General features: G+C 65.9%; 24 protein-coding genes. 17 read left to right on the top strand and 7 right to left on the bottom strand.

Annotated features, from left to right (window positions below; genetic code table 11):
* Positions 1-63 precede the first annotated feature (63 nt).
* Entirely contained in the window at positions 64-729 is a 666-nt protein-coding gene (locus J7360_RS04235) for an NUDIX hydrolase (RefSeq protein ID WP_244667756.1), read from the top strand.
* A gap of 572 nt (positions 730-1,301) precedes the next feature.
* On the opposite strand, the gene serA is transcribed toward J7360_RS04235, so the two are convergent.
* Positions 1,302-2,543 (bottom strand): phosphoglycerate dehydrogenase, encoded by a 1,242-nt coding sequence (serA, locus tag J7360_RS04230; RefSeq protein ID WP_057660046.1) that lies wholly within the window; start codon positions 2,541-2,543, stop codon positions 1,302-1,304.
* A 208-nt stretch (positions 2,544-2,751) separates the two neighbouring features.
* Between serA and J7360_RS04225 the strand changes: the two genes are divergently transcribed.
* From J7360_RS04225 to J7360_RS04215, 3 genes are read left to right on the top strand one after another with little or no spacing between them, the layout of a single operon-like run.
* Positions 2,752-4,170 (top strand): FAD-binding oxidoreductase, encoded by a 1,419-nt coding sequence (locus J7360_RS04225; RefSeq protein WP_022559059.1) that lies wholly within the window; start codon positions 2,752-2,754, stop codon positions 4,168-4,170.
* A gap of 34 nt (positions 4,171-4,204) precedes the next feature.
* On the top strand, positions 4,205-4,504 hold the full coding sequence (locus J7360_RS04220) for a DUF2388 domain-containing protein (protein WP_022559060.1): 300 nt from the start codon (positions 4,205-4,207) through the stop codon (positions 4,502-4,504).
* Entirely contained in the window at positions 4,501-6,357 is a 1,857-nt protein-coding gene (locus J7360_RS04215) for a DUF4105 domain-containing protein (RefSeq protein ID WP_057660045.1), read from the top strand. Before J7360_RS04220 ends, J7360_RS04215 begins: the two co-directional genes overlap by 4 nt.
* A gap of 228 nt (positions 6,358-6,585) precedes the next feature.
* Here J7360_RS04215 and J7360_RS04210 read toward each other — a convergent pair whose 3' ends face one another.
* The 6 genes from J7360_RS04210 to J7360_RS04185 all read right to left on the bottom strand — a co-directional run bounded on the left by J7360_RS04210 (position 6,586) and on the right by J7360_RS04185 (position 10,752).
* The gene (locus tag J7360_RS04210) at positions 6,586-6,972 is read right to left on the bottom strand and encodes a hypothetical protein (RefSeq protein WP_007962937.1); all 387 of its coding nucleotides are present in this window, start codon (positions 6,970-6,972) and stop codon (positions 6,586-6,588) included.
* Positions 6,972-7,538 (bottom strand): elongation factor P-like protein YeiP, encoded by a 567-nt coding sequence (gene yeiP / locus J7360_RS04205; protein WP_007962938.1) that lies wholly within the window; start codon positions 7,536-7,538, stop codon positions 6,972-6,974. The genes J7360_RS04210 and yeiP overlap by 1 nt, the downstream gene beginning before the upstream one ends.
* A 120-nt stretch (positions 7,539-7,658) precedes the next feature.
* Positions 7,659-8,429: an SDR family NAD(P)-dependent oxidoreductase gene (locus J7360_RS04200; protein ID WP_022559064.1), complete on the bottom strand. Its 771-nt coding sequence runs from the start codon at positions 8,427-8,429 to the stop codon at positions 7,659-7,661.
* Between the two features lie 136 nt (positions 8,430-8,565).
* Complete coding sequence (locus J7360_RS04195; RefSeq protein ID WP_007962941.1) at positions 8,566-9,462, bottom strand: hydroxymethylglutaryl-CoA lyase; 897 nt, start codon at positions 9,460-9,462, stop codon at positions 8,566-8,568.
* A 106-nt stretch (positions 9,463-9,568) separates the two neighbouring features.
* Positions 9,569-9,958: a VOC family protein gene (locus tag J7360_RS04190; RefSeq protein ID WP_057660042.1), complete on the bottom strand. Its 390-nt coding sequence runs from the start codon at positions 9,956-9,958 to the stop codon at positions 9,569-9,571.
* On the bottom strand, positions 9,955-10,752 hold the full coding sequence (locus J7360_RS04185; RefSeq protein WP_022559066.1) for an enoyl-CoA hydratase-related protein: 798 nt from the start codon (positions 10,750-10,752) through the stop codon (positions 9,955-9,957). The genes J7360_RS04190 and J7360_RS04185 overlap by 4 nt, the downstream gene beginning before the upstream one ends.
* A gap of 114 nt (positions 10,753-10,866) precedes the next feature.
* On the opposite strand from J7360_RS04185, the gene J7360_RS04180 reads away from it, so the two are divergent.
* The 13 genes from J7360_RS04180 to recJ all read left to right on the top strand — a co-directional run bounded on the left by J7360_RS04180 (position 10,867) and on the right by recJ (position 25,314).
* The gene (locus J7360_RS04180; protein WP_003486267.1) at positions 10,867-11,115 is read left to right on the top strand and encodes a FeoA family protein; all 249 of its coding nucleotides are present in this window, start codon (positions 10,867-10,869) and stop codon (positions 11,113-11,115) included.
* Positions 11,112-12,971, top strand: coding sequence for a ferrous iron transporter B (locus J7360_RS04175; protein WP_057660038.1), 1,860 nt, complete (start codon positions 11,112-11,114; stop codon positions 12,969-12,971). The genes J7360_RS04180 and J7360_RS04175 overlap by 4 nt, the downstream gene beginning before the upstream one ends.
* Position 12,972: 1 nt before the next feature.
* Complete coding sequence (locus tag J7360_RS04170) at positions 12,973-13,227, top strand: DUF6587 family protein (RefSeq protein ID WP_022559069.1); 255 nt, start codon at positions 12,973-12,975, stop codon at positions 13,225-13,227.
* 60 nt (positions 13,228-13,287) lie between these two features.
* Positions 13,288-13,788 carry a hypothetical protein gene (locus J7360_RS04165; RefSeq protein ID WP_022559070.1) on the top strand — a complete coding sequence of 167 codons (501 nt, stop codon included), beginning with the start codon at positions 13,288-13,290 and terminating at the stop codon, positions 13,786-13,788.
* Between the two features lie 227 nt (positions 13,789-14,015).
* Positions 14,016-15,218 (top strand): PLP-dependent aminotransferase family protein, encoded by a 1,203-nt coding sequence (locus J7360_RS04160; RefSeq protein WP_057660036.1) that lies wholly within the window; start codon positions 14,016-14,018, stop codon positions 15,216-15,218.
* Positions 15,215-15,934: an MOSC domain-containing protein gene (locus J7360_RS04155; protein ID WP_057660035.1), complete on the top strand. Its 720-nt coding sequence runs from the start codon at positions 15,215-15,217 to the stop codon at positions 15,932-15,934. Before J7360_RS04160 ends, J7360_RS04155 begins: the two co-directional genes overlap by 4 nt.
* Positions 15,935-16,342: 408 nt before the next feature.
* Complete coding sequence (gene dapB, locus J7360_RS04150; protein WP_007962949.1) at positions 16,343-17,059, top strand: 4-hydroxy-tetrahydrodipicolinate reductase; 717 nt, start codon at positions 16,343-16,345, stop codon at positions 17,057-17,059.
* A 239-nt stretch (positions 17,060-17,298) separates the two neighbouring features.
* Complete coding sequence (gene carA, locus J7360_RS04145) at positions 17,299-18,474, top strand: glutamine-hydrolyzing carbamoyl-phosphate synthase small subunit (protein ID WP_042674829.1); 1,176 nt, start codon at positions 17,299-17,301, stop codon at positions 18,472-18,474.
* Positions 18,474-18,917: a hypothetical protein gene (locus J7360_RS04140; RefSeq protein WP_007962953.1), complete on the top strand. Its 444-nt coding sequence runs from the start codon at positions 18,474-18,476 to the stop codon at positions 18,915-18,917. Before carA ends, J7360_RS04140 begins: the two co-directional genes overlap by 1 nt.
* Positions 18,918-18,925: 8 nt before the next feature.
* Positions 18,926-22,168 carry a carbamoyl-phosphate synthase large subunit gene (carB, locus tag J7360_RS04135; protein WP_007973506.1) on the top strand — a complete coding sequence of 1,081 codons (3,243 nt, stop codon included), beginning with the start codon at positions 18,926-18,928 and terminating at the stop codon, positions 22,166-22,168.
* 8 nt (positions 22,169-22,176) lie between these two features.
* A complete protein-coding gene (gene greA, locus J7360_RS04130) occupies positions 22,177-22,641 on the top strand; it encodes a transcription elongation factor GreA (RefSeq protein ID WP_003486289.1) in 465 nt (154 codons plus the stop codon).
* Positions 22,642-22,657: 16 nt separating this feature from the next.
* Complete coding sequence (locus J7360_RS04125; RefSeq protein WP_007973508.1) at positions 22,658-23,578, top strand: hypothetical protein; 921 nt, start codon at positions 22,658-22,660, stop codon at positions 23,576-23,578.
* On the top strand, positions 23,575-25,314 hold the full coding sequence (gene recJ / locus J7360_RS04120) for a single-stranded-DNA-specific exonuclease RecJ (protein ID WP_057660030.1): 1,740 nt from the start codon (positions 23,575-23,577) through the stop codon (positions 25,312-25,314). Before J7360_RS04125 ends, recJ begins: the two co-directional genes overlap by 4 nt.
* The last annotated feature ends 4 nt before the right edge of the window (positions 25,315-25,318 follow it).

Here is a 25,318-nt window from a genome sequence, read left to right as displayed (position 1 = left end):
AGCGGCCTACCTTGCCAAAGCTACACGCTCACGACAAGCGCGTACGCAGCATGAATGGCGATAATGGCCGCCTGGCCCGCACCGGGCGCCCGAGAACGAGCGATGGTGGATACAACCCTGCAGCAGCAATTGGCGGCGTACCGCCTGCGTTGGCCGGAGGAAGCCGCGCTGGCCGAGCAGTTCGCGCAACTGCTGGACGATGCCACCGATCCGTTCGTGCGCGAGCGTGTCGAAGGTCATTTCACCGGCTCGGCGTGGGTGGTGAGCGCCGACGGCACACGCACCTTGCTGACCCATCACCGCAAGCTGCAGCGCTGGCTGCAGCTGGGCGGGCACGCCGATGGCGACCGCGATCTGGCCCAGGTGGCGTTACGCGAAGCGGAGGAGGAATCCGGGCTCGTCGGCTTGCGGCTGGCCGACGGAGAGCTGTTCGATCTGGACCGTCACTGGATTCCGGCGCGCGGCGACGTGGCGGGGCACTGGCACTTTGATGCGCGATACGTGGTGGTGGCCGGTGCGGACGAGGCATTCGAGGTCAGCGAAGAATCGCTGGCACTGGCATGGCGCCCGATTGCCGAGCTGCTTGCGGAGCCCGAGCTCGATCCATCGCTGCGTCGAATGGCGGAGAAGTGGCTGGAGAGCCGGGATTCGGGATTCGGGATTGGTAGAGGCGGTGGTCCGGCGCCGATCTACCTAGCCGGCCCCATGTTTTTACCTCCTACAGCGTGATTGGACCGGTGAACCCGCCAGTTGCCGCGTAGCGCTATTGCGAATCCCGATTCCCCAATCCCGGTAACTGAAGAGCCGGGATTCGGGATTCAGGATTGGTAGAGGCGGTGGTCCGGCGCCGATCTACCTAGCCGGCCCCCATGTTTTTACCTCCTACAGCGTGATTGGACCGGTGAACCCGCCAGTTGCCGCGTAGCGCTGTTGCGAATCCCGAATCACGATTCCGGTAACTGAAGAGCCGGGATTAGCGATTCGGGATTTGGGATTGGTAGAAGCGGTGACCCGGCGGCTATCCACGTGGCCGGTTCCCATGTTCCCTGCCCGCAGCGTGATTGGACCGGTGAACCCGCCAGTTCCGCGCAGCGCTGTTGCGAATCCCGATTCCCCAATCCCGGTCACTGAAGAGCCGGGATTAGCGATTTGGGATTCGGGATTGGTAGAGGCGGTGGTCCGGCGCCGATCGACCTAGCCGACTCCCATGTTTTACCTTCTGCAGCGTGATTGGACCGATGAACCCACAGGTTGCCGCGCAGCGCTGTTGCGAATCCCGAATCCCGAATCCCCAATCCCGCTCAATAAAGGACCCGGGTCCGCAAGGTGCCGGTGATCTGCCCCAGCTCGTCCTTCAGTACGCCGGCAAGTTCCTCGCTGGCGCCGACATCGATGACCACATAGCCCACCTTGGGGTCGGTGCGCAGGAACTGGCCATCGATATTGACGTTGTGGCGCGAAAACAGTTCGTTGATCTGCGACAGCACGCCCGGTACGTTGCGATGGATGTGCAGCAAACGCAGGCTTTCGGCATGCTCGGGCAGGGTGACTTCCGGGAAGTTCACCGCCGACAAGGTGCTGCCGTTGTCGCTATAGCGCACCAGTTTGGCGGCGACCTCAATGCCGATGTTGTCCTGCGCTTCCAGCGTGCTGCCGCCCACGTGCGGGGTCAGGATCACGTTGTCGTGCGCAGTGAGCGGCGATTCGAACGCATCGCCATTGCCCTTGGGCTCGATCGGGAAGACATCCACCGCCGCGCCGCCGATCTGGCCGGAGGTGAGCGCCGCATCCAGCGCGTCGATGTCGATGACGGTGCCACGCGAGGCGTTGATGAGATGCGCGCCGGGTTTCATGCGGGCGATCTCCGGTGCGCCGATCATGTCCTTGGTCGACGGCGTTTCCGGCACGTGCAAGGTCACCACGTCCGCGCGTGCCAGCAGGTCGTCCAGATCGATCGCCGCGCGGGCATTGCCCAACGACAGCTTGGTTTCGATATCGTGGAAGATCACCTGCATGCCAAGCGATTCGGCCAGCACGCCGACCTGGGTGCCGATATGCCCGTAGCCGACGATGCCCAGCACCTTGCCGCGCGTTTCGTGGCTGCCGGTGGCCGATTTGGACCAGCCACCGCGATGGCATTGCGCGTTCTTCTGCGGAATGCCGCGCAGGAGCAGGATCGCCTCGGCGATGACCAGTTCGGCCACGCTGCGGGTGTTGGAGTAGGGCGCGTTGAACACCGGGATGCCGGCCAGCTCGGCCGCGTCCAGGTCGACCTGGTTGGTGCCGATGCAGAAGCAGCCGACTGCGATCAGGCGCTTGGCGTGCGCCAGCACGTCGGCGCTCAGCTGCGTGCGCGAGCGGATACCGACGATATGCGCGTCGGCGATGCGGGCGATCAACTCGTCTTCCGGCAGCGATTTGGCGTGCAGTTCGATCTGCGAGTAGCCGGCGGCACGGAACACGTCTACGGCGGTCGGGCTGATGCCTTCGAGCAACAGCACGCGGATGTCCTGCTTGGGAAACGAGGTTTTCTTCGGCGACATGGGGGAACGCACTGCAGCAATCGGGTCGGCAACTATGCCAGATGGGGTGCGCGATTGGGCGGTCGCAACGCAGTGTTTGCACCGGCGAAGCCCTTGCGGTGCAACGGTTTCAGCTGAATCCAACGCGGCGTCGGCCGGGAGTGCGCCGGCTGGACGGGGCAGGCCGGCGCTGGCACGCTGTGCGGTTCCTACCGCAGCGCCGCGTGCCATGACCGATCCCCGCATCCTTTCGTTGCAACAGGCCGTGCCTGCGTTGCGTTTGAAGACCGAGCCGGCCGACCTGGAGCACTACGGGCGCGACTGGACGCGCCGCTGGACGCCGAACCCGCTCGCCATCGCCTTGCCCGGCTCGGTGGAGGAAGTGCAGGCGGTCATGCGTTGGGCAAACGCGCAAGCCGTGGCGGTGGTGCCCTCGGGCGGGCGCACGGGCTTGTCCGGCGGCGCAGTGGCGGCCAACGGCGAATTGGTGTTGAGCCTGGAGCGGTTGAACAAACCGCTGGATTTCAATGCAGTGGATCGCACGCTCACCGTGCAGGCCGGCATGCCGCTGGAAGCGGTGCACAACGCCGCGCGCGAGCATGGGCTGGTGTACCCGGTGGATTTCGCGGCACGCGGCTCGTGTTCGATCGGCGGCAATATCGCCACCAATGCCGGCGGCATCCGGGTGATCCGCTACGGCAATACGCGCGAATGGGTGGCCGGGTTGAAGGTGGTCACAGGTGGCGGCGAGTTGCTGGAACTCAACAATGCGCTGGTGAAGAATTCCAGCGGCTACGACTTCCGGCATCTGATGATCGGCTCTGAAGGCACGCTCGGCATCGTCGTCGAAGCCACGTTGCGGCTGACCGACCCGCCGCCGCCCAGCAACGTGATGCTGCTGGCATTGCCGTCCTTCGACGTATTGATGCAGGTGTTCGCCGCGTTTCGCGCGCAGCTGCGTTTGGAGGCGTTCGAATTTTTTACCGATCGCGCGCTGGAGCATGTGCTTGCGCATGGCGCGCAGGCGCCGTTCGCCGAGGTCCACCCGTATTACGTGGTCACCGAATTCGCGGCAGGCGACGAGGCGCAGGAGGCGGCTGCGATGGCGGCCTTCGAGACCTGCATGGAGCAGGGCTGGGTCAGCGATGGCGTGATCAGCCAGAGCGATGCGCAGGCCGCGCAACTGTGGCGCCTGCGCGAAGGCATCACCGAAGCGCTGGCGCGCTATACGCCGTACAAGAACGACGTGTCGGTGCGCATCTCGGCGATGCCCGCATTCCTGGCCGAAACCCAGGCCTTGCTCAGCCAGGCGTATCCGCACTTCGATGTGGTGTGGTTCGGGCATATCGGCGATGGCAACCTGCACATCAACGTGCTCAAACCCGATGGCACCAGCCAGGGCGATTTCGTTGCGGCCTGCGATCAGGTCACCAAGTTGCTGGCGCAGGCCCTGCAGCGTTTCGACGGCAGCATTTCCGCCGAACACGGCATCGGCCTGGTCAAGAAGGCCTATCTATGGAGCACGCGCTCTGCCGAGGAAATCGCCTTGATGCGCGGCATCAAACATGTGCTCGATCCTCATCTTTTGCTGAATCCCGGCAAGCTGTTCGCGACGCATGACGCACCTGCCGACACGCCCGCCGGTTAGTCTTCCAGCACCTTCACACGGAATCGATCAGCCCATGATGCGCTCCCTCGTGTTCTGCGCTTTGACGCTGCTGCCGCTGGCAGCGTTCGCATCCAGCCTGGCCGGCACTTCGGCAGGTGCCTCGTCGGCTGGCTCGTCCAATTCTTCCGGCAGCAGTTCCGGCGACGACAAGGTGGTGGCCGACGCCCGCGAAGATGCGGCCGGCTTTGTTGCCAGCGATGGCGTCATCCGCGGCGCGCGTCTGGAAGCGGCGTTGGTGCAGTTGCGTAGCCGTAGCGACGCGGCGCGGCTGGCCAGCGACCTGGAACTGGCGCAGTCCGTTCTGGCCCAGTGAGTCTGCGCCGGCGGTGCGGTTGGCTGCTGCTGGCTGCCTTGATCGCACCGCAGGCGCAGGCCGAACTGTTGTTGGAGGTTGTTCCCTCGGATTTGCCTGCGGCGCAAATCGACGCAAGTAATGCGCTGGTGCAGCAGGTCGCACAGCGATTGCCGCAAGGCTGGACCCAGCGGATGACCGCCCCGATCCAGCTGCAATGGCGCACCGATCTGCCGATGCAGGTACACGGCCGTGCAATCGGCAATCGCATCCTGCTCGATCGCGCGCTGCTGCAGGCGTGGAGCGCGCAATCCGACGATGCAAGTGCCGATCGCAGCGCGGCGGCCACGCGCGCGGCGATGGCTGCGCTCATACACGAACTGGCGCATGTGCTCGATCGCGGCGCACACAGCGCGTTGTCGCGCGATCCGCGCCTGCGTGATCTTGCCGGCTGGCAGGTACGGCCGTGGCGGGTAGGGCGCGGCGCAAATCGGTTCAGTGACCGCAGCCCGGACGCGTACGAACGTCGCAGCCCGGCCGAGTTCGTTGCGGTCAATCTCGAGCATTACGTGCTGGACGCCGACTACGCCTGCCGGCGCCCTGCGCTGGCGGCCTGGTTTGCGCAGCGCCTCGGTACGCCGCGGGGCGCTACGCCCTGCGAGACTGCGTTGCCGTACCTGCAGGCCGACAACGATGCCGGTGCGATGTCGTTGCTGTCGCTGGATCCGGCACGCGTGTACGCGGTGGACTATCTGCTTGCCGAGGGCAACGAGCAGCCGATGAGCCGCTGGGGCCATAGCATGTTGCGCCTGGTGATCTGTGCACCCGGGCGCGCACCAGGCCCGGCATGCCGGCTGGATCTGCAGTACCACCGTGTGCTGTCGTTCCGCGCGTTCGTGGGCGATGTGCAGATTTCCAGCTGGCGTGGGCTCACCGGCTCGTATCCGTCGCGGCTGTTCGTGCTGCCGTTGAATCAGGTGGTCGACGAATACACCAAGGTGGAATTGCGTGCCCTGTCGTCGGTGCCGCTGACACTGGCGCCCGATGAGATCGCGGCCCTGCTGAAGCGCGCCGCGCAGGTGCACTGGAGTTACGACGGGCACTATTACTTCATCGGCAACAACTGCGCGGTGGAGACCTATAAGTTGCTGCATGACGGGGTGCCGCGTCTGGCTGCAGCGAACTTGTCCTCGATCACGCCGCGCGGGGTACGGCAGCGACTGCAGCGTGCCGGCATCGCCGATCTGCGGGTGCTGGACGACCCTGCACAAGCCATCCGTCAGGGCTATTACTTCGAATCGGCGGCGGCGCATTACCAAACCATGTTCGATGTCGTCCGGCGCGGCATCGCGGTGCCGCAAACAACTGTCGCGCAGTGGCTGGATGCCACGCCCGAGGTGCGCGCGCAATGGTTCGGACGCGGTGGCCTGCGCGAGACTGCAGCGGCATTGTTGCTGGAACAGGCGGCCCTGCGTCGTCAGGAATTACTGGCGCGCGATGCGCTCAAGCGCCTGTTGCAACCGGGCATGGCCGCGCGCGACGCAGTGCAGGGACAGCTGCAAGCGCTGTTCGCGCGCCAGGCGCAACTCAGTCATCCGGCGGTGCTGCTGGGCAGCGCGGGGTATGGCTTGCCGCAAGCGGACGAGCAGCAACAGCTGAGCGCGCGCGTGGCGCAGGAAAGCGCGGTGTTGGTCGGCGGCTGGAAACAGCTGCAGTTGGCTGGACGGCAGCAATTGCCGGCCAACATGCGCAATGGGTTGGAGCAGGGCGAAGCGAATGTGGAACGTTTGCGTGCGCGCCTGCGCGTGCTTGCGCGCGGTGATGCCGCCGCCGCGGATGTGTTCACCCCCGCGCACGCGCAATCGCGACCCTGACCAGAACGGGTGAGTTGCTTGGCGCTCTCCCGTCGGGAGAGGGGTTGGGATGAGGGGGCAGCCAGCATTCTCCCGAATTGCCTCGCCCTCATTGAGGGGGCAGCGCGCCGTCTTCTCTCGGCGAAATAAGGAAGGGCGGCAGTCCGCAGCTGTGAGTTCTGACTACGCTGCCACTAGCAGGAGTAACCCACCGCATCAGCACACAGCTGTCATGTCAGCCGATGTATCTCAGCCGGCTGGTTGCAGATCCGCTTGCTTTGCATACTGACGCAGCCATTGGCTGACATGCGCGTCGTTGCGGTACCGCTGCATCAACGTGGCCAGGCGTGCCGGTGCCGGCGTGCAGAACTGTGCCACGGCCACTTCGATTTCATGCCGGCGGTCGGCGTCATACGGCTCTTCGCCGGCGAAGTGCTCGCAGGTGTCGTAGTCCTCGACCAGTTTGCGCACATCCTCCGGCATGCCGCACAGGCCTGCCGGATGCTGCAGCCATTCGTCTTCCACCTTGGGATCGGTGCAGGCCACCGGCGCAGGCGTTGCGGCCTGCGTCGGTGCTTGTTGCACGCTGCAGGCCGCCAGCACACCCACGGCCACGACAACGGCAAGGCGACGCATCAGTCGGCGCGACCGGCAAATTCGCCCGTGGTGGTGTTGACCAGCACGCGTTCGCCATTGGTGATGTACTCGGGCACCATGATTTCCATGCCGGTGTTGAGCTTGGCCGGCTTGGGCCGCTTGGTGGCGGTGCCGCCCTTCAATTCCGGCGGCGTCTCCACCACTTCCAGCGTCACCGTCTGCGGCAGTTGGACGGCCACCGGCTGGTCGTCGATCACTTGCACATAGATGCCGGTCAGACCGTCGGTGATGTAGCCGGCGTCGGTGCCGATCACGTCCGCATCCAGCGTGTACGGGGTGAAGTCTTCGTCGTCCATGAACACGAACGCCTCGCCGTCCTTGTACGAGAACGTGGACTGCCGGCGCAGCAGCTCGACTTCCGGCAGGTTGTCGTCGGCATCGAAGCTGGCGTCGGTTTTCACTCCGCCCGGCACGCTGTACATGATGAAACGAAAGCGCACATTGCCGCCGCGGCCCTGCGGCGAGCTGCGTTCGATGTCGCGGACCTGGTAAATGCCGCCGTTGTATTCGACGACGTTGCCTTTCTTGATGTCGTTGGCTTTCATGGCTTCAGTCAGAGATTAGGGATTGGGGATTTGGGATTGGCAAAAACAGGATTGCAGGAGGCGGGGAGGGTACGGCGTTCTCGCTGCGACCAATCCCCAATCCCGAATCCCCAATCCCGGCTATTTGGGCGCCAACCGCACGCCGCCGTCCAGGCGGATCACTTCGCCGTTGAGGTAGCGGTTGCGCAGGATGAAGGCGACGGTGTCGGCGTATTCGTCGGGCTGGCCGAGGCGCGAGGGGAACGGGATGGAGGCGGCCAGCGATTGCTGCACGGCCTCGGGCATGCCGTCGACCATCGGGGTCCAGAACACGCCCGGCGCGATCGTCATCACGCGAATGCCGAAGCGGGCCAGTTCGCGCGCCATCGGCAAGGTCATGCCGACCACGCCGCCTTTGCTTGCCGCATATGCTGCCTGGCCAATCTGGCCCTCGAATGCGGCGACCGAGGCGGTATTGACGATCACGCCGCGCTCGCCGTCATCGCCGCTGGTGTTGTGTTGCATGACATCGGCCGCGGCCTTGGCCACATTGAAGCTGCCGACCAGATTCACCAGCACGGCGTTGCGGAAGGTGGCCAGCGGCATGGGCGCTTCCTTGCCCAATACGCGGCCGGCGCCGAGGATGCCGGCGCAATTGACCACCAGATTCAATCCGCCCAGCGCCTGCGTAGCCTGCGCCACATTGGCCGCGACCTGGGCCTCATCGGTGACATCGGTGGCGAGATAATGCGCGTTGCCGGCACCGAGCAGCGCCAGCGCCGCCTCGGCCTTGTCGGCGTTGACATCGAACAGCGCGACCTTGCCACCGTCGGCCACCAGGCGCTGTGCGACAGCCAGGCCGAGACCGGAGACGCCGCCGGTCACGATGGCAAGGACAGAAGATGGCTGCATGCGTTGGTTCCCTGAGTCGCGTTGATGGCCGGTGGTAGCGGCAAACGAACGATCGGCGGAGCGGTCGGCAATTCTAGCCCAAGCTCCTGCGTGATCGCGGTGGTAGGTGATGCACGATTGCGCGGGCAGGGAGATCTCAGCCGGCGGCAGCCAACGCCTTGCCGACCTTGCTGCCGGTGTCGCGACCGAGCAGCTGCGCCAGCCAGCGGCCGGTACGGGCCAGGGCGGGCAGGTCGATGCCGGTGGGCATGCCCAGCCCCTGCAACAGGTACACCACGTCTTCGCTGGCCACGTTGCCGCTGGCGCCCCTGGCATACGGGCAGCCGCCCGCACCGGACACGGCCGCATCGATCACGCGTACGCCTTGCTCCAGGCAGGCCGCGATATTGGCCAGCGCCTGCCCATAGGTGTCGTGGAAATGCACCGCCAATGCCGGCATCGGCACGGCCTGCGCCACCGCGGCCAACATCCGACGCGCCTTGACCGGCGTGCCCACGCCAATGGTGTCGCCCAGCGAGATTTCATAGCAGCCGAGCGCGTGCAGACGTTGTGCCACATCCACCACGTCGGTCACCGGCACCTCGCCCTGGTACGGGCAGCCCAGCACGGTGGAGACGTAGCCGCGCACGCGTACGCCATCGAGCGCGGCCTGCTGCAGGATCGGCCGAAACCGTTCGATCGATTCGTCGATGCCTGCGTTGGTATTGGTGCGATTGAACGCCTCCGATGCTGCGGTGAATACCGCCACTTCCTGCGCCCCGGCGGCGCGTGCGCGTTCGTAGCCCTGCAGGTTGGGCACCAGCACCGGATATGCGATGCCCGGCGCCCGCGCGATGCCGGCAAACACCTCGGCGGCGTCGGCCAGCTGCGGTACCCAGCGTGGGCTGACGAAGCTGGTTGCTTCGATCGTGCGCAGCCCGGTGGCCGAGAGTTGATCGATCAACGCGATCTTGTCGGCAGTGGCGATCGGCTGCGCTTCGTTTTGCAGGCCATCGCGTGGGCCAACTTCGACGATGCGGACGAAGTCGCTCATGCGCTCACGTCGCGGCGCGCATGACGGCGTACAGGCGTCGCCACAACCGCAGGCGTGGTGGCGGCCGAATGCGCGAATAGGGAAACCAGGGACATCGGAAAGATACTCATGCGGGGAGGTGGCAGACCGCTTCGCAATTGTGGCCATCAGGGTCGAGCACGAAGGCGCTGTAATAGTGTGGGTGGTAATGCGGGCGCAGGCCGGGTGCGCGGTGATCGCGGCCGCCGGCGGCCAGCGCAGCACGATGAAACGCATCGACGCTGTCGCGGTCGGTCGCCGTCAGCGCGACATGGATGGTGCCCGGCGTCTGCGCGTGGGAGCCCAGCCAGAGAAACGGGCGCTCGGTGCCGAAGCCGGCATGCGCGCGGCCGCCGGTCTGCGCGGCCGTCAGTTCCACCAGCAGCGCGATGCCCAGGGGCGCGAGCGCGGCCTGGTAGAACGCGGTGCTGGTTTGCAGATCGCTGCAGGCCAGGCCGATATGATCGATCGCGCTCACGCCATGCTCTCCGGCACCCACGCGGCGCTGCGCTTGTCGAGGAACGCCCCCAGGCCTTCCTGGCCTTCGGGCGACACGCGCAGACGGGCAATCAACGCCGCATTGGCGGCATCGATGGCATCGCGGTCGGCAGGTGGCAGCACCGAGCGCACCAGCGCCTTGGCGCTGCTGGTGGCCAGCGGCGCCGCTGCCAGCAGCAGACGGACCTGCCGCTCCACGGCGATATCCAGCTGATCGGCGGCCACCAGTTGGTGCAGCAGACCCAGCAACTGCGCGGTGCCGGCATCGAAGATCTCGGCGGTTGCGAACCAGCGCCGCGCCTGGCGCGCACCGATCGCTGCAACCACATAAGGCGAAATGACCGCCGGCAGCAGGCCGAGCTTGCTCTCGGTCAGGCCAAAGCGCGCCTCGGTACAACCGATGGCGATATCGCAACACGCCACCAGGCCGACACCGCCGCCGAAGGCGGCCCCGTTGACGCGCGCGATGGTGGGCTTGGGCAGTTCATCGAGGGTGCGCATCAGCTGCGCCAGTGCCAATGCATCGGCGGCGTTCTCCGCTTCGTTGGCGCTGGCCATGCCGCGCATCCAGTGCAGGTCCGCGCCGGCCGAAAAGGCCGCGCCATCACCGGTCAGCACGACGATACGGATCTGCGACGCCCGGCCAGCCTCGCGCAATGCATCGGTCAGCGCGGCGATCAGCGTCGCATCGAAGGCGTTGTGGACTGCGGGGCGATGCAACCGCAAGGTGCGGACCGCTCCGTGGTCTTCGACGATCAAGCCGGTGTCCTGCATTGCGTCCGTCCATGAATGGGATGCGAACCATGATAGCGGGCCGGGTCGCCGGAGCCATGACGCGGTGCGTCGATGCTAGAATTGAGAACCATTCCTAACAATCAGGCCGTCTTTGTGACGCTGTCCGACATGCCTTTGCATCGCGCCGCCATCGTGGATTCCGTGGAGGATCGTCTCCCCAACGACACGATCGCCCGGCGCTTGCGGGAGTTGGGGTTTGTCGCAGGCGAGGAAGTCACGGTGCTGGCCACCGGGCCGGTCGGTCGCGAGCCATTGTTGGTGCAGGTGGGCTACACGCGGTTTGCCCTGCGGCGCAGCGAGGCTGCGCGCGTGCAGGTGCGCCATGCGGGAGGATCGGCATGAGCGCGGCCAGCGTTCCTCTGCGTCTGGCGCTGGTTGGCAACCCCAACAGCGGCAAGACCGCACTGTTCAACCAGCTCACCGGCAGCCGGCAGAAAGTGGCCAACTACACCGGCGTCACCGTCGAGCGTAAGGAAGGGCACTTCCGCGCACCGTCCGGGCGCGACTTTGCGGTGCTGGATCTGCCCGGCGCCTACAGCCTGCAACCGGCGAGCCTGGACGAGGCGATCACCCGCGACCTGTGCCGTGGCTTTTATCCGGGCGAGCCGGCGCCGGACGTGCTGGTCTATGTGATGGACGCGACCAATCTGCGCCTGCATCTGCGCTTTGCGTTGGAGTTGCGCGAGCTCGGCCGCCCGATGATCGTGGCGCTGAACATGATGGATGCCGCACAGCGGCGCGGCATTGTCATCGACCTGCCGGCGCTGGAGCAGGCGCTCGGCGTGCCGGTGGTCGAAACGGTGGCGGTGCGGCGCGGTGGTGCCAAGGTGCTGGTCGAGCGGCTCGATGCGCAGGCGGCGCGCCTGGCGGCGCCCGCCGCCAATCCGCCGGCCGACGGTAATTATCACGCGCTGGTGCGGCAGATCCTTGGCGCAGCGGTGACCATGCCCACCCGCACCTCGCGTGTGGATGATGCGTTGGACCGCTGGCTGCTGCATCCGATCTGGGGCCTGGTCACGCTGGCGGTGGTGATGTTCCTGATCTTCCAGGCGGTCTATGCCTGGGCTGCGCCGGTCATGGACCTGATCGACGGCGGCACCGCTGCCTTGGGCGATTGGGTCGGCGCGACCCTGCCGGAAGGTCCACTCAACAGCTTGCTCAAGGATGGCGTCATCGCCGGACTGGGCGGGGTGATCGTGTTCCTGCCGCAGATCCTGATCCTGTTCGCCTTCATCCTGGCATTGGAAGAATCCGGCTATCTGCCACGTGCGGCGTTTCTGCTCGATCGCATGATGTCGGTGGCCGGTTTGTCGGGGCGCTCGTTCATTCCGCTGTTGTCGAGTTTTGCGTGTGCGGTGCCGGGCATCATGTCCACGCGCAGCATCCAGGACCCGCGCGACCGGCTCGCCACCATCATGGTCGCGCCGTTGATGACCTGTTCGGCGCGGCTGCCGGTGTATGCGTTGTTGATCGGCGCCTTCATTCCGCAGAGGACCGTGTGGGGCATCTTCAACCAGCAGGGGCTGGTGCTGTTCGGTCTGTACGCTGCGGCCATCGTCAGTGCGCTGCTGGTCTCGTGGACGATGAAGAAATGGCGGCGCGACAAGAGCGAGCACCCGTTGATGCTGGAGCTGCCGTCCTATCGCGTCCCGCAGGTGCGCGATCTGGCGCTGGGGCTGTGGGAGCGCGCATGGATCTTCCTCAAGCGCGTGGGCGGCATCATCCTGGCGCTGACCATCCTGCTATGGTTCCTGCTGTCGTTTCCCGAGGCGCCGGCCAATGCCACCTTGCCGGCAATCGACTACAGCTTCGCCGGTCGTATCGGTCACGCAATGGCAGTGTTCTTCGCACCGCTGGGCTTCAACTGGCAGATCTGCATCGCGTTGATTCCCGGCCTGGCTGCGCGCGAAGTGGCGGTGGCCTCGCTGGCCACGGTGTACGCGTTGTCCGCTGCCGACGACGACGCAGCAGCCCAGGCGCTGTCGCCGTTGATCAGCGACGGTTGGTCGCTGGCCACCGCGTTGTCGCTGCTGGTCTGGTACATCTACGCACCGATGTGCATCTCCACCCTGGCCACGATCAAGCGCGAAACCAACTCGTGGAAGCAGATGACCATCAGTGCGGTGTACCTGTTCGCGCTGGCCTACCTGGCGTCGCTGGTGACTTACCAACTGGCCGTGCTGCTGGGAGCCGGCTGAGATGACGCTTTCGCTCACGCTGCAGTACCTGGTGATCGCCATCGCAGTGCTGGTGAGCCTGTGGGTGGTGATGAAGAAACAGTTTCCCGGTGTGCTGCGTCGCCTGCGTGGCGCGCTTGCGCTTGGGCTGCTGCGCAACGGGCGGCCGGCATGGATGCAGGCACTGGGGCGTCGCGTGGCACCGCCTGCCGCCCAAACCGTCTCGGCCTGCGGCGGTTGCGACAGCTGCGGCCCGACACCGCCCCGCAGCCACTGACCCGCGTCGTCTGGTCTACACTTGCGCGGCCGCAGGACGCGGCCAGACAAGGGGGCGGTGATGCGTTTGCTGGTGTTGTTGGCGGTGCTGGCCGCCGTTGCGGGCCTTTATAACTATGGCGGCAACGCACTCGACGAGAAGCAGGTGCGCGATTTCTATGCCGCGCACGACAAGGCGATGTTGAGCCAGGACGGCGAGGCGCTCTGCGCGATGGCCGCGCCGGAATTCGAAATGGTGATGCTGTACCGCATGGATTCGCATCAGCAGCGGCAGACCGCCAACCGCGAAAAATATTGCAAGTCCAACGGCGAATGGGCGCAGGTGCTGCGGCAGATGAGCCACGTGGCCGATCCGGAAGAGCTGATCGACTACAAGCAGTCGATCACCAAGATCGACATCGCCGCAGACGAACACTCGGCGATGGTCGAAACCCGCGCCACGCTCGGTCTGCCGGGCGTGCGCATGACCTTTCGCACACGCGACAAGGTGATCCGCAAGCGCTGGAAGACACTCATCGCCCACAGCGAAGGCACTGCCTGGGTCGGCCCGGCCTATCAATAAGCGCAGTTGACCAAACGACTGCGCTTGTTGCCCGCTGGCGCGGTCGTCGCTGGGTGCGGCTTGTGTCATGCGGCCAGGGCAGCTGCAGTGCATCCTCCATGGTTGCCTGGCGATGGCCGGCGACGTGCTGGTGGCCTTTGGACTGCGTGCCGGGCGAGGCACGCGGCCAGCGATCCGTCGCTGCACTGCACAGCGCCGCAGCCACTGGCGTTCGCTATGCTTGCGCCATGACAACTTCCTTCCAGATCTCCCGACGTGCGCAGGCGCTGACCAGTTCGGCGATTCGCGAAATCCTCAAGGTGACCGAACGGCCGGAGGTCATTTCCTTCGCCGGCGGCCTGCCGTCGCCGGCCACCTTTCCGGTGGAGCGCATGCGCGCAGCCAGCGACCAGGTGCTGCGCGACGCCCCGCAGGCGGCACTGCAATACGGCCCAACCGAAGGTTATGCGCCGCTGCGCGAATGGGTGGCCGCGCGGCTGAGTCGCGACGGCGCCAGCATCCGGCCTAGCAAGGTGCTGATCACCACCGGCTCGCAACAAGGCCTGGACCTGCTCGGCAAGGTCTTTATCGACGAAGGCAGCAAGGTGTTGGTGGAAACGCCGAGCTACCTGGGCGCATTGCAGGCGTTTTCGTTGTTCCAGCCGGCATTCGTCGGCATGCCTTCGGACGAGGACGGCGTGGTGGTGGATGCGCTGGATCCGTCGTTGCTGGCCGATGCGCGCTTTCTCTACTGCCTGCCGAATTTTCAGAATCCCACCGGCCGGCGCTTGCCGTTGGCGCGTCGCCAGGCCTTGGTGGCACGCGCGGCCGAGGCAGGCGTGCCGATCGTGGAAGACGACCCGTATGGCGAGCTGTACTACAGCGGGCAACCGTTGCCGAGTCTGTTGTCGATGAACCCGGAAGGCGTCATCTACATGGGCTCCTTTTCCAAGGTGCTCGCGCCCGGCCTGCGGCTGGGCTATGTGGTGGCGCCCGAAGCGGTGCTGGGAAAACTGATCCAGGCCAAGCAGGCGGCCGATCTGCACACCCCATCGTTCACGCAGCGCGTGGTGTACCAGACGCTGCAGGACGATTTTCTCCAGACCCATATTCCGCAGATCCGTGCGCTGTACGCGCGTCAATGCAGCCTGATGCTGGAGGCGCTGGACCGGCACTTCCCGCCGCAGGTGCAGTGGAATCGCCCGGAGGGCGGCATGTTCTTGTGGGTGACCTTGCCACCGGGTCTAGACGGGACCGCGTTGCTGGCGCGGGCCATCGCGCGCAATGTCGCGTTCGTTCCCGGCGCGCCGTTCTTCGCCACCTTGCCGCAGACCAATACGCTGCGCCTGTCGTTCGTCACCGTGCCCGGCGAGAAGATCGATGCCGGCATCCAGGTGCTGGGCGAGCTGTTGCGCGAGGCGCTGGCCGAGTTGCCGGGGCTGGGCGGGTGACGGTGGCGACGGCGGAGCAGGGTGCGCCGATCGCGATCAGGATCGATCACGTTGCCATCGGCAGCGCGCGCGACTTCACTCGCCCTGGCAGCCGCAGCGCGATCGACAAGCGCGCGCTGCAGGGAGCGGTGCAGGTGGGCCTCGAAGGCCTGGAGGGCGACGAGCAAGGCGACCGGCGCGTGCATGGCGGGCCGGACAAGGCCATCCATCATTACCCGCGCGATCACTACGCTGCCTGGCGCGATGAACTTGGTCCGCACGTGTTGCTTGAGGCTGCAGGTGCCTTTGGCGAAAACCTCAGCAGTGTGGGCGTGACCGAAGCCGATGTCTGTCTCGGCGATCGCTTCACCTTGGGCACGGCGGTGGTGGAGGTGTCGCAGTTGCGACAACCGTGCTGGAAGCTGTCGGACCGTTTTGGTGTGCGCGAACTGGCGCGGCGGGTGCAGGAAACCGGCCGTACCGGCTGGTATTACCGCGTGCTGCAGCCGGGCAGCGTCGCGGCCGGCGACCTGCTGACCCTGCAGGCGCGGCCGCATCCGGAGTGGCCGCTGTCGCGTCTTCAGCAGGTGCTGTACGCACGCCAGGTCGATGTTGCAGCTGTCACCGCGGTATTGCAGCTGCCGCTCGTGCCGTCCTGGCGCACGCTTTTCGAACGCCGCCTGCAGCGCAGCGAAGTGGAAAGCTGGAGCAAGCGGCTGGATGGGATCGGCGACTGAGGAGGGATAACGAAACTACTGCGCAGCGTCAGGCGGATGTGGTCGCTGCGTACGTCGGCCAGTACGGCATGTGTATGCGCTTGCGCCGCGCAGTCCGCGCCTGCGTGACGATTGCGCGCTACGTTGCGATAGCCACGCGTAGAGCGGCCGACATCATCGCCTCATAGGGTTGGCTGCGTGCCGGCTTGCGGAATCGGCAGAGTCCAGTCGCATCTGTGGCTCTCCACTCGGCAGTACATATCCAGGAGCCGTTCGCCACGCCTCGTCGCGCGCCTCGACAGTACCGGTCGCATCACCGCGCAACGCCGCATCGCGCGCAATGGGGCACCGCGGTGACGAATCGCTAATCCCAGATCCCCAATCCCGGCTATCGTGTACCACCCCACATCGCCAAGCCAGCCTGCCGCCATGACAACCTCTGCTGTGAAAGTTCTGATCCACGGCGCCTCCGGGCGGATGGGCAAGGCGTTGCTGCGCTTGGCTGCCGAAGACCAGACCGTGCAGGTGGTCGGCGCCGTGGTGGGCCGCTCGCCGTCCCAGCGCGTGGTCGATGGGGTGCCGTTTTTCGCTGCCAGCGAACTCGGCGGCGCGCCTGCGTTCGATGTGGCCATCGACTTCAGTTTGCCGCAGGGCTTCGCACCGATCCTGGCGTTGTGCGCGCAGCGCGGCAAGCCGCTGGTGTCCGGCACCACCGGGCTCGACGAAGCGCAACGTGCGGCCTTGCGCGATGCCGCCCAGCAGATTGCGCTGGTCTGGGCGTCCAACTTCAGTTTGGGCGTTGCGGTGCTGACAGAGCTGGTGGAACGCGCGGCCGGCACCTTGCCGGGGTGGGACTGCGACATCCTCGAAGCGCATCACGTGCACAAGCAGGACGCACCCTCCGGCACCGCATTGACGCTGGGCGAAGCGGCGACCGGCAGCGGCGCGCAGCCGCGCTATGTCAGCCTGCGTGCCGGCGACATCGTTGGCGAACACACCGTGCAGTTCACCGGGCTGGGCGAGCGGGTCGAGCTGGTGCACCGCGCAACCAACCGCGACATCTTCGCGCGCGGTGCCTTGCATGCTGCCAAGCGGCTGATCGGCAAGCCGGCAGGCAGCTACCGCGTACGCGACCTGGTGCTGTAAGCGCGCCGCAGCCATGCATGAATGGTAGCCGCACCTCGCGGCCTATTCATGCCTCAGCGTTGATGCCGTGACGGCATCCGATGCTCTTCAGACTGGCATGGCGGGGCAGTTGCCTTTACAATTCTCGCTTGCCCGAACCAGCGTCGGACCGGTCCCCAGCACCGCGTCCGCGCTTTGCTGCAACCGGAATTTGGCCGGGAGCGCATCGGAGTCCCAGGCAGCCAGAGCGAGACCCCCACGTGACCCAACCCGCAATCCTTGTCCTCGAAGACGGCACCGTGTTCGAGGGCGAATCCGTAGGCGCCAACGGGCTTTCTGTCGGTGAAGTGGTGTTCAACACTGCCATGACCGGCTACCAGGAAGTCCTGACCGATCCCTCCTACGCCCGCCAGATGGTCACGCTGACCTATCCGCATATCGGCAACACGGGCTTCACCGACCAGGACGACGAGGCCCGCAAGATCTGGGCGGCCGGCCTGATCGTGCGCGATGTGCCGCGCCGCCCCAGCAACTGGCGCAGCCAGGTGGCCTTGCCGGAATGGCTGCAGGCCCGCGGTGTGGTCGCCATCTCCGGCATCGACACCCGCAAGCTGACCCGCCTGCTGCGGCAGAAGGGCGCCCAGAACGGTGCGCTGATGGCCGGCGACATCGACGTCGAGAAAGCGCTGGAAGCCGCACGCAAGTTCCCCGGCCTGAAAGGCATGGATCTGGCCAAGGTGGTCTCGACCGAGAGCACGTACACCTGGAAGGAAGGCTCGCTGGATCTGAACTCAGACAGCTTTTTGGGTCTGGGTGCGTTGAATATTGGAAAGTCCGCGCATGGAAGTGCGGGCTCTGGCGAGGGACTCGCATTCAAGGTTGTGGCCTACGACTACGGCGTGAAGCTCAACATCCTACGCATGCTGGCCGAGCGCGGCTGCGACGTCACGGTGGTGCCGGCGCGCACGCCGGTGGCCGAGGTGTTGGCGCTGCAACCCGATGGCGTGTTCCTGTCCAACGGCCCGGGCGACCCGGAGCCGTGCGACTACGCGATCGATGCGATCAAGGAACTGATCGCGCAGAAGGTGCCGACCTTCGGCATCTGCCTGGGCCATCAGTTGCTGGCGCTGGCCGCTGGTGCCAAGACGCTCAAGATGACCACTGGCCATCACGGCGCCAACCACCCGGTACAGGACCTGGACGGCGGCCGGGTGATGATCACCTCGCAGAACCACGGTTTTGCAGTGGATGAAAGCACCTTGCCGGCCAATGTGCGGGTGACCCATCGGTCGCTGTTCGACGGCACCAACCAGGGCATCGCGCTGACCGACGCCCCGGCGTTCTCGTTCCAGGGCCATCCGGAAGCCTCGCCCGGCCCGCGCGATGTGGGGCCGTTGTTCGATCGGTTCGTGGATCTGATGGCGGCACGCGCCTGATGAAAACAGGGCTGGCCTCGCTGCCGCGCACACGCCATTGGCGGGTGTTTGCGTTGGCGATGCTCGCGCTGTCGACGTATCCGGCGTTCGTGTTGATTGCGGTGTATTCGCAGTGGTTGGGTTCCGGCCTCCCCGGCGGGCGCAACGGCCCGGCCGATGCCTACCGACACAGCCTTGCGAGCGCCATCGTCGCCTACACCTTGTCTCCGCGTTGCGTGGATTGGGTGACTGCCGTGATGGAACGCGGTGGCGTTGGCACGCCGAGCCGCGCGATGGATGCGCATAACAACGGGATTGGCGCGCGCATCGGCGCCGCCGCTCCCAGCTGGGCCGCGATGCAGCGAGAGGTTCGCGCCGCGGTCGACCATGGCGCGATCGATGCCCGATCGCCCGACCAAATTACCTGGCTCGCCGCTACGGCGTGGCAGGACCGACTTTACTGAGGACCCCCATGCCAAAGCGCACCGACCTTAAAACCATCCTCATCATCGGCGCCGGCCCGATCGTCATCGGCCAGGCCTGCGAGTTCGACTACTCCGGTGCGCAGGCGTGCAAGGCGCTGCGCGACGAGGGTTACCGCGTGGTGCTGGTCAACAGCAATCCGGCCACCATCATGACCGACCCGAACATGGCCGACGCCGTGTACATCGAGCCGATCAACTGGCAGACGGTCGAAAAAATCATTGCCAAGGAAAAGCCCGATGCCCTGCTGCCGACCATGGGCGGGCAGACTGCGCTGAACTGCGCGCTGGACCTGGCCGACCACGGGGTGCTGGAGAAGTACAACGTCGAGCTGATCGGCGCCAAGCGCGAAGCGATCCGCATGGCCGAAGACCGCGAGCTGTTCCGCGTGGCGATGGGCGAGATCGGCCTGGATTGCCCGACGGCGGCGGTTGCCCACACGCTGGAAGAAGCGCTGGAGATCCAGACCCGCGTCGGTTACCCGACCATCATCCGCCCCAGCTTCACCCTGGGCGGTAGTGGCGGCGGCATCGCCTACAACCGCGAAGAGCTGATCGAGATCGTTGGCCGCGGCCTGGAACTGTCGCCGACCACCGAAGTGCTGGTGGAAGAGTCGGTGCTGGGTTGGAAAGAATTCGAGATGGAGGTGGTGCGCGACACCGCGGACAACTGCATCATCGTGTGCGCCATCGAAAACCTCGACCCGATGGGCGTGCACACCGGCGACTCGATCACCGTGGCACCGGCGCAGACGCTCACCGACAAGGAATACCAGCGCCTGCGCGATGCCTCGATCGCGGTGTTGCGCAAGATCGGTGTGGATACCGGCGGCTCGAATGTGCAGTTCGGCATCAGCCCGACCACCGGCCGCGTGGTCGTCATCGAAATGAACCCGCGCGTGTCGCGTTCCTCGGCGCTGGCCTCCAAGGCCACCGGCTTCCCGATCGCCAAGGTCGCCGCCAAGCTGGCGGTGGGCTACACGCTGGACGAATTGAAGAACGAGATCACCGGTGGCCTGACCCCGGCCTCGTTCGAGCCGTCGATCGACTATGTGGTCACCAAGATCCCGCGCTTTGCGTTCGAAAAATTCCCGCAGGCCGATGCGCGCCTGACCACGCAGATGAAGTCGGTCGGCGAGGTGATGGCGATGGGCCGCACCTTCCAGGAATCGCTGCAGAAAGCGCTGCGTGGCCTGGAAACCGGCAAGATCGGCCTGGACCCGACCGGTCTGGACCTGAGCAGCGAAGACGACATCGCCACGCTCAAGCGCGAGCTGAAGGCACCGGGCCCGGAGCGCTTGTTCTACGTCGCCGATGCCTTCCGTGCCGGCATGACGGTGGCCGATGTGTATGCGCTGTCGTTCATCGACCCCTGGTTCCTGGACCAGATCGAAGAAATCATCAGCCACGAACAGCAGTTGGCCGACGACGGCATGGCGGCGCTGGATGCACCGCGCCTGCGCATGCTCAAGCGTGCCGGTTTCTCCGATGCGCGCATGGCGCAGCTGATCGGCAGCAACGAAGAATCGGTACGCACGCTGCGCCGCGCGCTGAAGGTACGCCCGGTCTACAAGCGCGTGGATTCGTGCGCTGCCGAATTCGGCACCAGCACGGCCTACCTGTATTCGACCTACGAGGACGAATGCGAGGCGCTGCCGACCGATCGCGACAAGATCATGATCCTGGGCGGTGGCCCCAACCGCATCGGCCAGGGCATCGAGTTCGATTACTGCTGCGTGCACGCGGCACTGGCGCTGCGCGACGATGGTTTCGAAACCATCATGGTCAACTGCAATCCGGAAACCGTCTCCACCGATTACGACACTTCCGATCGCCTGTACTTCGAGCCGCTGACGCTGGAAGACGTGCTGGAAATCGTCGAGCTGGAAAAGCCCAAGGGCGTGATCGTGCAGTACGGCGGCCAGACCCCGTTGAAGCTGGCGCGTGCGCTGGAAGCCAATGGCGTGCCGGTGATCGGCACTTCACCGGACTCGATCGATCTGGCCGAGGACCGTGAGCGTTTCCAGCAACTGGTCGACAAGCTCGGCCTGAAGCAGCCGCCGAACCGCATCGCCCGCAATGCCGAAGAAGCCTTGGTGCTGGCGCGCGAAATCGGCTACCCGCTGGTGGTGCGCCCGAGCTACGTGCTGGGCGGCCGTGCGATGGAAATCGTCTATGGCGAATCCGACCTGGCGCGCTACGTGCGCGATGCGGTCAAGGTCTCCAATGATTCGCCGGTGCTGCTGGACCGCTTCCTCGACAACGCGGTGGAAGTGGACGTGGACATCATTGCCGACAAGGACGGTAACGTGCTGATCGGCGGGGTGATGGAACACATCGAAGAAGCCGGCGTGCATTCGGGCGATTCGTCCTGCTCGCTGCCGCCGTATTCGCTCTCGCCGCAGACCCAGGCCGAGCTGCGCCGCCAGGTGGTGATGCTGGCCGAAGGCTTGAACGTGGTCGGCCTGATGAACACCCAGTTCGCGGTGCAGGTCAACGAGGCGGGCGACGACATCGTGTACCTGCTGGAAGTGAACCCGCGTGCCTCGCGCACGGTGCCGTTCGTGTCCAAGGCGATCGGCATGCCGCTGGCCAAGATCGCCGCACGTTGCATGGCCGGCAAGACGCTGGCCGAGCAGGGCGCCACCAAGGAAATCGTGCCGGACTACTACTCGGTGAAGGAAGCGATCTTCCCGTTCGCCAAGTTCCAGGGCGTGGACCCGATCCTCGGGCCGGAGATGCGCTCCACCGGTGAGGTGATGGGCGTGGGCCGCAGCTTCAGCGCCGCGTTCGCGCGCGCGCAGGAAGCCGGTGGCATCAAGGCGCCGCCGCTGGGCAAGGCCTTCGTCTCGGTGCGCGACCCGGACAAGCAGCGCGTGCTGCCGGTGGCGCAGGCGCTGGTGGAGCGTGGCTTCACGCTGGTGGCCACGCGCGGTACCGGTGCCTGGCTGCAGCAGAACGGGCTGAGCTGCGAAATCGTCAACAAGGTGGCCGAAGGCCGCCCGCACATCGTCGATTCGATCAAGAACGGCGAGATCGTCTACATCGTCAACACCACTGAAGGTCGCGCTGCCATTTCGGATTCGTTCTCGATCCGTCGCGAAGCGCTGCAGCATCGCGTGACCTATTCGACCACTGTCGCCGGCGCCAAGGCGCTGGTGCAATCGCTGGAATTCCGCGGCACCGGCCCCGTGTGGTCGCTGCAGGAACTGCACAAGGAGCTGGAAGCATGAGAGCACCCATGACATCGAAGGGCGCGCAGCGCCTGCGCGAAGAGCTGGAACACCTGAAGTCGGTCAAGCGCCCGGAGGTGATCAATGCGATCGCCGAGGCGCGTGCGCACGGCGATCTGAAGGAAAACGCCGAATACCATGCGGCGCGCGAGCAACAGAGCTTTATCGAAGGCCGCATCAAGCAGCTGGAAAGCGAGCTGTCGCATGCCGAAATCATCGACATCACCAAGTTGTCGGCCGGCACCAAGATCGTGTTCGGCGCCACGGTGACGCTGGCCGATACCGAGACCGACGAAGAGAAGCGCTACCAGATCGTTGGCGATCTGGAAGCGGACATCAAGATGGGCCTGATTGCGATCTCCTCGCCGTTGGCACGTGCGCTGATCGGCAAGCTGGAAGGCGATTCGGTCACCATCGATGCGCCGGCCGGCCAGCGCGAGTACGAAGTCGTCAGCGTCGCCTACCTGGACTGACCGGCATCACCGCGCGATGACCACCGCCACGCTGCTGCTGCCGGAAAAACGCCGCCTGCCCGGAACCCTGGGCGATACGGCAGTGGCGCGTGCGCTTGCGCGCGCCGACGGGCACACCGCCGACGCCGGCGAAGTGGCGCAATTGCAGCGCCATTTCAGTCTGACTCCGGCGCACTGGCCGGTGGCCGCGTTGACGCGCCAGCTGGATGCCGGCGATGCCGCCGGCGCCACCTGGGTGCGCGCGGATCCGGCCTATGTGGTCCCGGACATGCAGGGTGCGCGGTTGATGGGCTATGGCGAGGCGCTCGGCCCCACCGCCGACGATCTGGCGGTGCTCTTGCCCATCCTCAAGCCGATGTTCGGCGATGCCGGTTTTCTGCTGGACGCGCCCACGCCATCGCGTTGGTATCTGCGCCTGTCGCCGGATGCGAAATTGCCGGACTTCGCGGCGCCCGATGTCGCCATTGGCGACGACTTGTTCGAGCACCTGCCGGCCGGCGACAGCGGGCGCCGTTGGCGGGCCTTGCTGACCGAAGCGCAGGTGCTGCTGCATCAGCATCCGTGGAACGAAGGCCGCGTCGCCAGCGGCAAGCCGGCCATCAATTCGCTGTGGTTCTGGGGTGGCGGCGTCCTGCCGCATTCGGTGAGTTCGCCGCATCGCCAGGTGCGCAGCCGCGAATCGATGCTGCGCGCGCTGGCGCTGGCGGCAGGTGCCGACGCGCAGGGCGAACAACGCGTCGATGCGCTGGTGGATCTGCGTCATCTGCGTTCGCTGCAGCAGTTCAGCGACGATGCGGTGGCGCCGCTGTTGGCGGCGATGGCGCGCGGCGAACTGGATCGGTTGGTATTGGACTTTCAGGACGGCGAAAGCGTGTCGCTCACGCACGCGCAGCGCTGGCGTTTCTGGCGCAAGCCGCGGGTGCAGCTGGCGCAATGACCTCGAGTCCGCGGATCGTGCGGCGCCCCTCCGGGCAGGCCGGCAGTTGGCCCGATACCATGTTGCCGCTGCTGCGCCGCATCTATGCAGCGCGTGGTGTCACCGATGCGCAAGGCGCGCAGCCGCGGTTGGGTCAGCTGTTGTCGCCGGAATTGCTGCGCAACAGCGGCGTGGCCGCCGAGCTACTGGCCGATGCGATCGCGCAGCAACGGCGCATTCTGGTGGTGGGCGATTTCGACTGCGATGGCGCCACCGCCTGTGCCGTCGGTGTGCGCGGCCTGCGCATGCTCGGTGCGCTGGATGTGCATCACGCCGTGCCCAATCGCATGGTGCATGGCTATGGCTTGTCGCCTGCGTTGGTCGACGAACTGGCGGCGTTGCAGCCGGATGTGCTGGTCACCGTCGATCACGGCATCGCCTGTCACGCTGGCGTCGCCGCAGCCAAGGCGCGCGGCTGGACGGTGCTGGTCACCGACCACCATCTGCCAGGCGAGGTGCTGCCGCCGGCCGATGCGATTGTCGACCCGAACCTGGCCGAAGACACCTTCCCCAGCAAGACCCTGGCCGGGGTCGGGGTGATCTTTTACGTGTTGCTCGCATTGCGAAAGGTGTTGCGCGCACGCGGCGCCTTCGCCCAGCGCGCCGAGCCCGACCTGTCGGTGCTGCTGGATCTGGTCGCAGTCGGCACCGTTGCCGATCTGGTACCGCTGGACACCAATAACCGTGCGCTGGTGTCGGCCGGATTGCGTCGCCTGCGCGAGGGCAAGGGCTGCATCGGGTTGCGTGCCTTGATCGATGCCAGCGGCCGCGATGTGGCGCGGCTGAGCGCCAGCGATATCGGGTTTGCGCTCGGGCCACGCCTCAATGCCGCCGGGCGGCTGGAGGACATGGCGCTGGGTATCGAACTGTTGCTCAGCGAAGACTGGGGTCAGGCCCGCGAGATTGCCGGCACGCTGGAAGAGATCAACGCCGAGCGCCGCGCGGTGCAGCAGTTGATGACCGACGATGCCGAGCACGCCGTCACCAAGGTGGTGCTCGATGGCGATGGTGCATTGCCGATCGCCGCATGCCTGTTCGACGCCGAATGGCACCCGGGCGTGATCGGTCTGGTGGCCTCCAAACTCAAGGACCGCCTGCACCGTCCCGTGATCGCGCTGGCACCGGCCGAGCCGGGCAGCAGCCAGTTGCGGGGTTCGGCGCGTTCGATTCCCGGCCTGCATATCCGCGATGTGCTGGCGGCGGTGGACGCGCGGCATCCCGGATTGATCCAGAAGTTCGGCGGCCATGCGATGGCAGCCGGGTTGAGTATCGACCATGCGGCATTGGCCACGTTCGAGCAGGCCTTCCAGGCGCAGGTGACGGCGATGGTGGATGCCTCGCTGCTGCATGCCCAATTGCATAGCGACGGCGAACTGGCCGCGCACGAACTCGATCACCTGCACGCCGAAGCGCTGCGCGTGGCCGGTCCATGGGGGCAGGGCTTTCCCGAGCCGCTGTTCGATGGTCAGTTCGAGGTGCTGCAGCACCGCGTGCTCAAGGAACGCCACCTCAAGTTGACCCTGCGGTGCCCCGGACGCGCGGAACCGCTCAATGCCATCCACTTCAACGGTTGGCGTGGCAGCGATCCCGCGCGCTTGGTGCGGCTGGCGTATCGGTTGGTCGCCGACGACTATCGCGGCGGCACGGCAGTGCAGTTGATCGTGGAGCATTGCGAGCCGGCTACAGTCACTGGCTGATCTG

It is taken from the genome of Xanthomonas sp. D-99, from assembly GCF_017746145.1.
GTDB lineage: Bacteria > Pseudomonadota > Gammaproteobacteria > Xanthomonadales > Xanthomonadaceae > Xanthomonas > Xanthomonas cissicola.
This window is presented reverse-complemented; position numbering and strand designations above follow the sequence as displayed.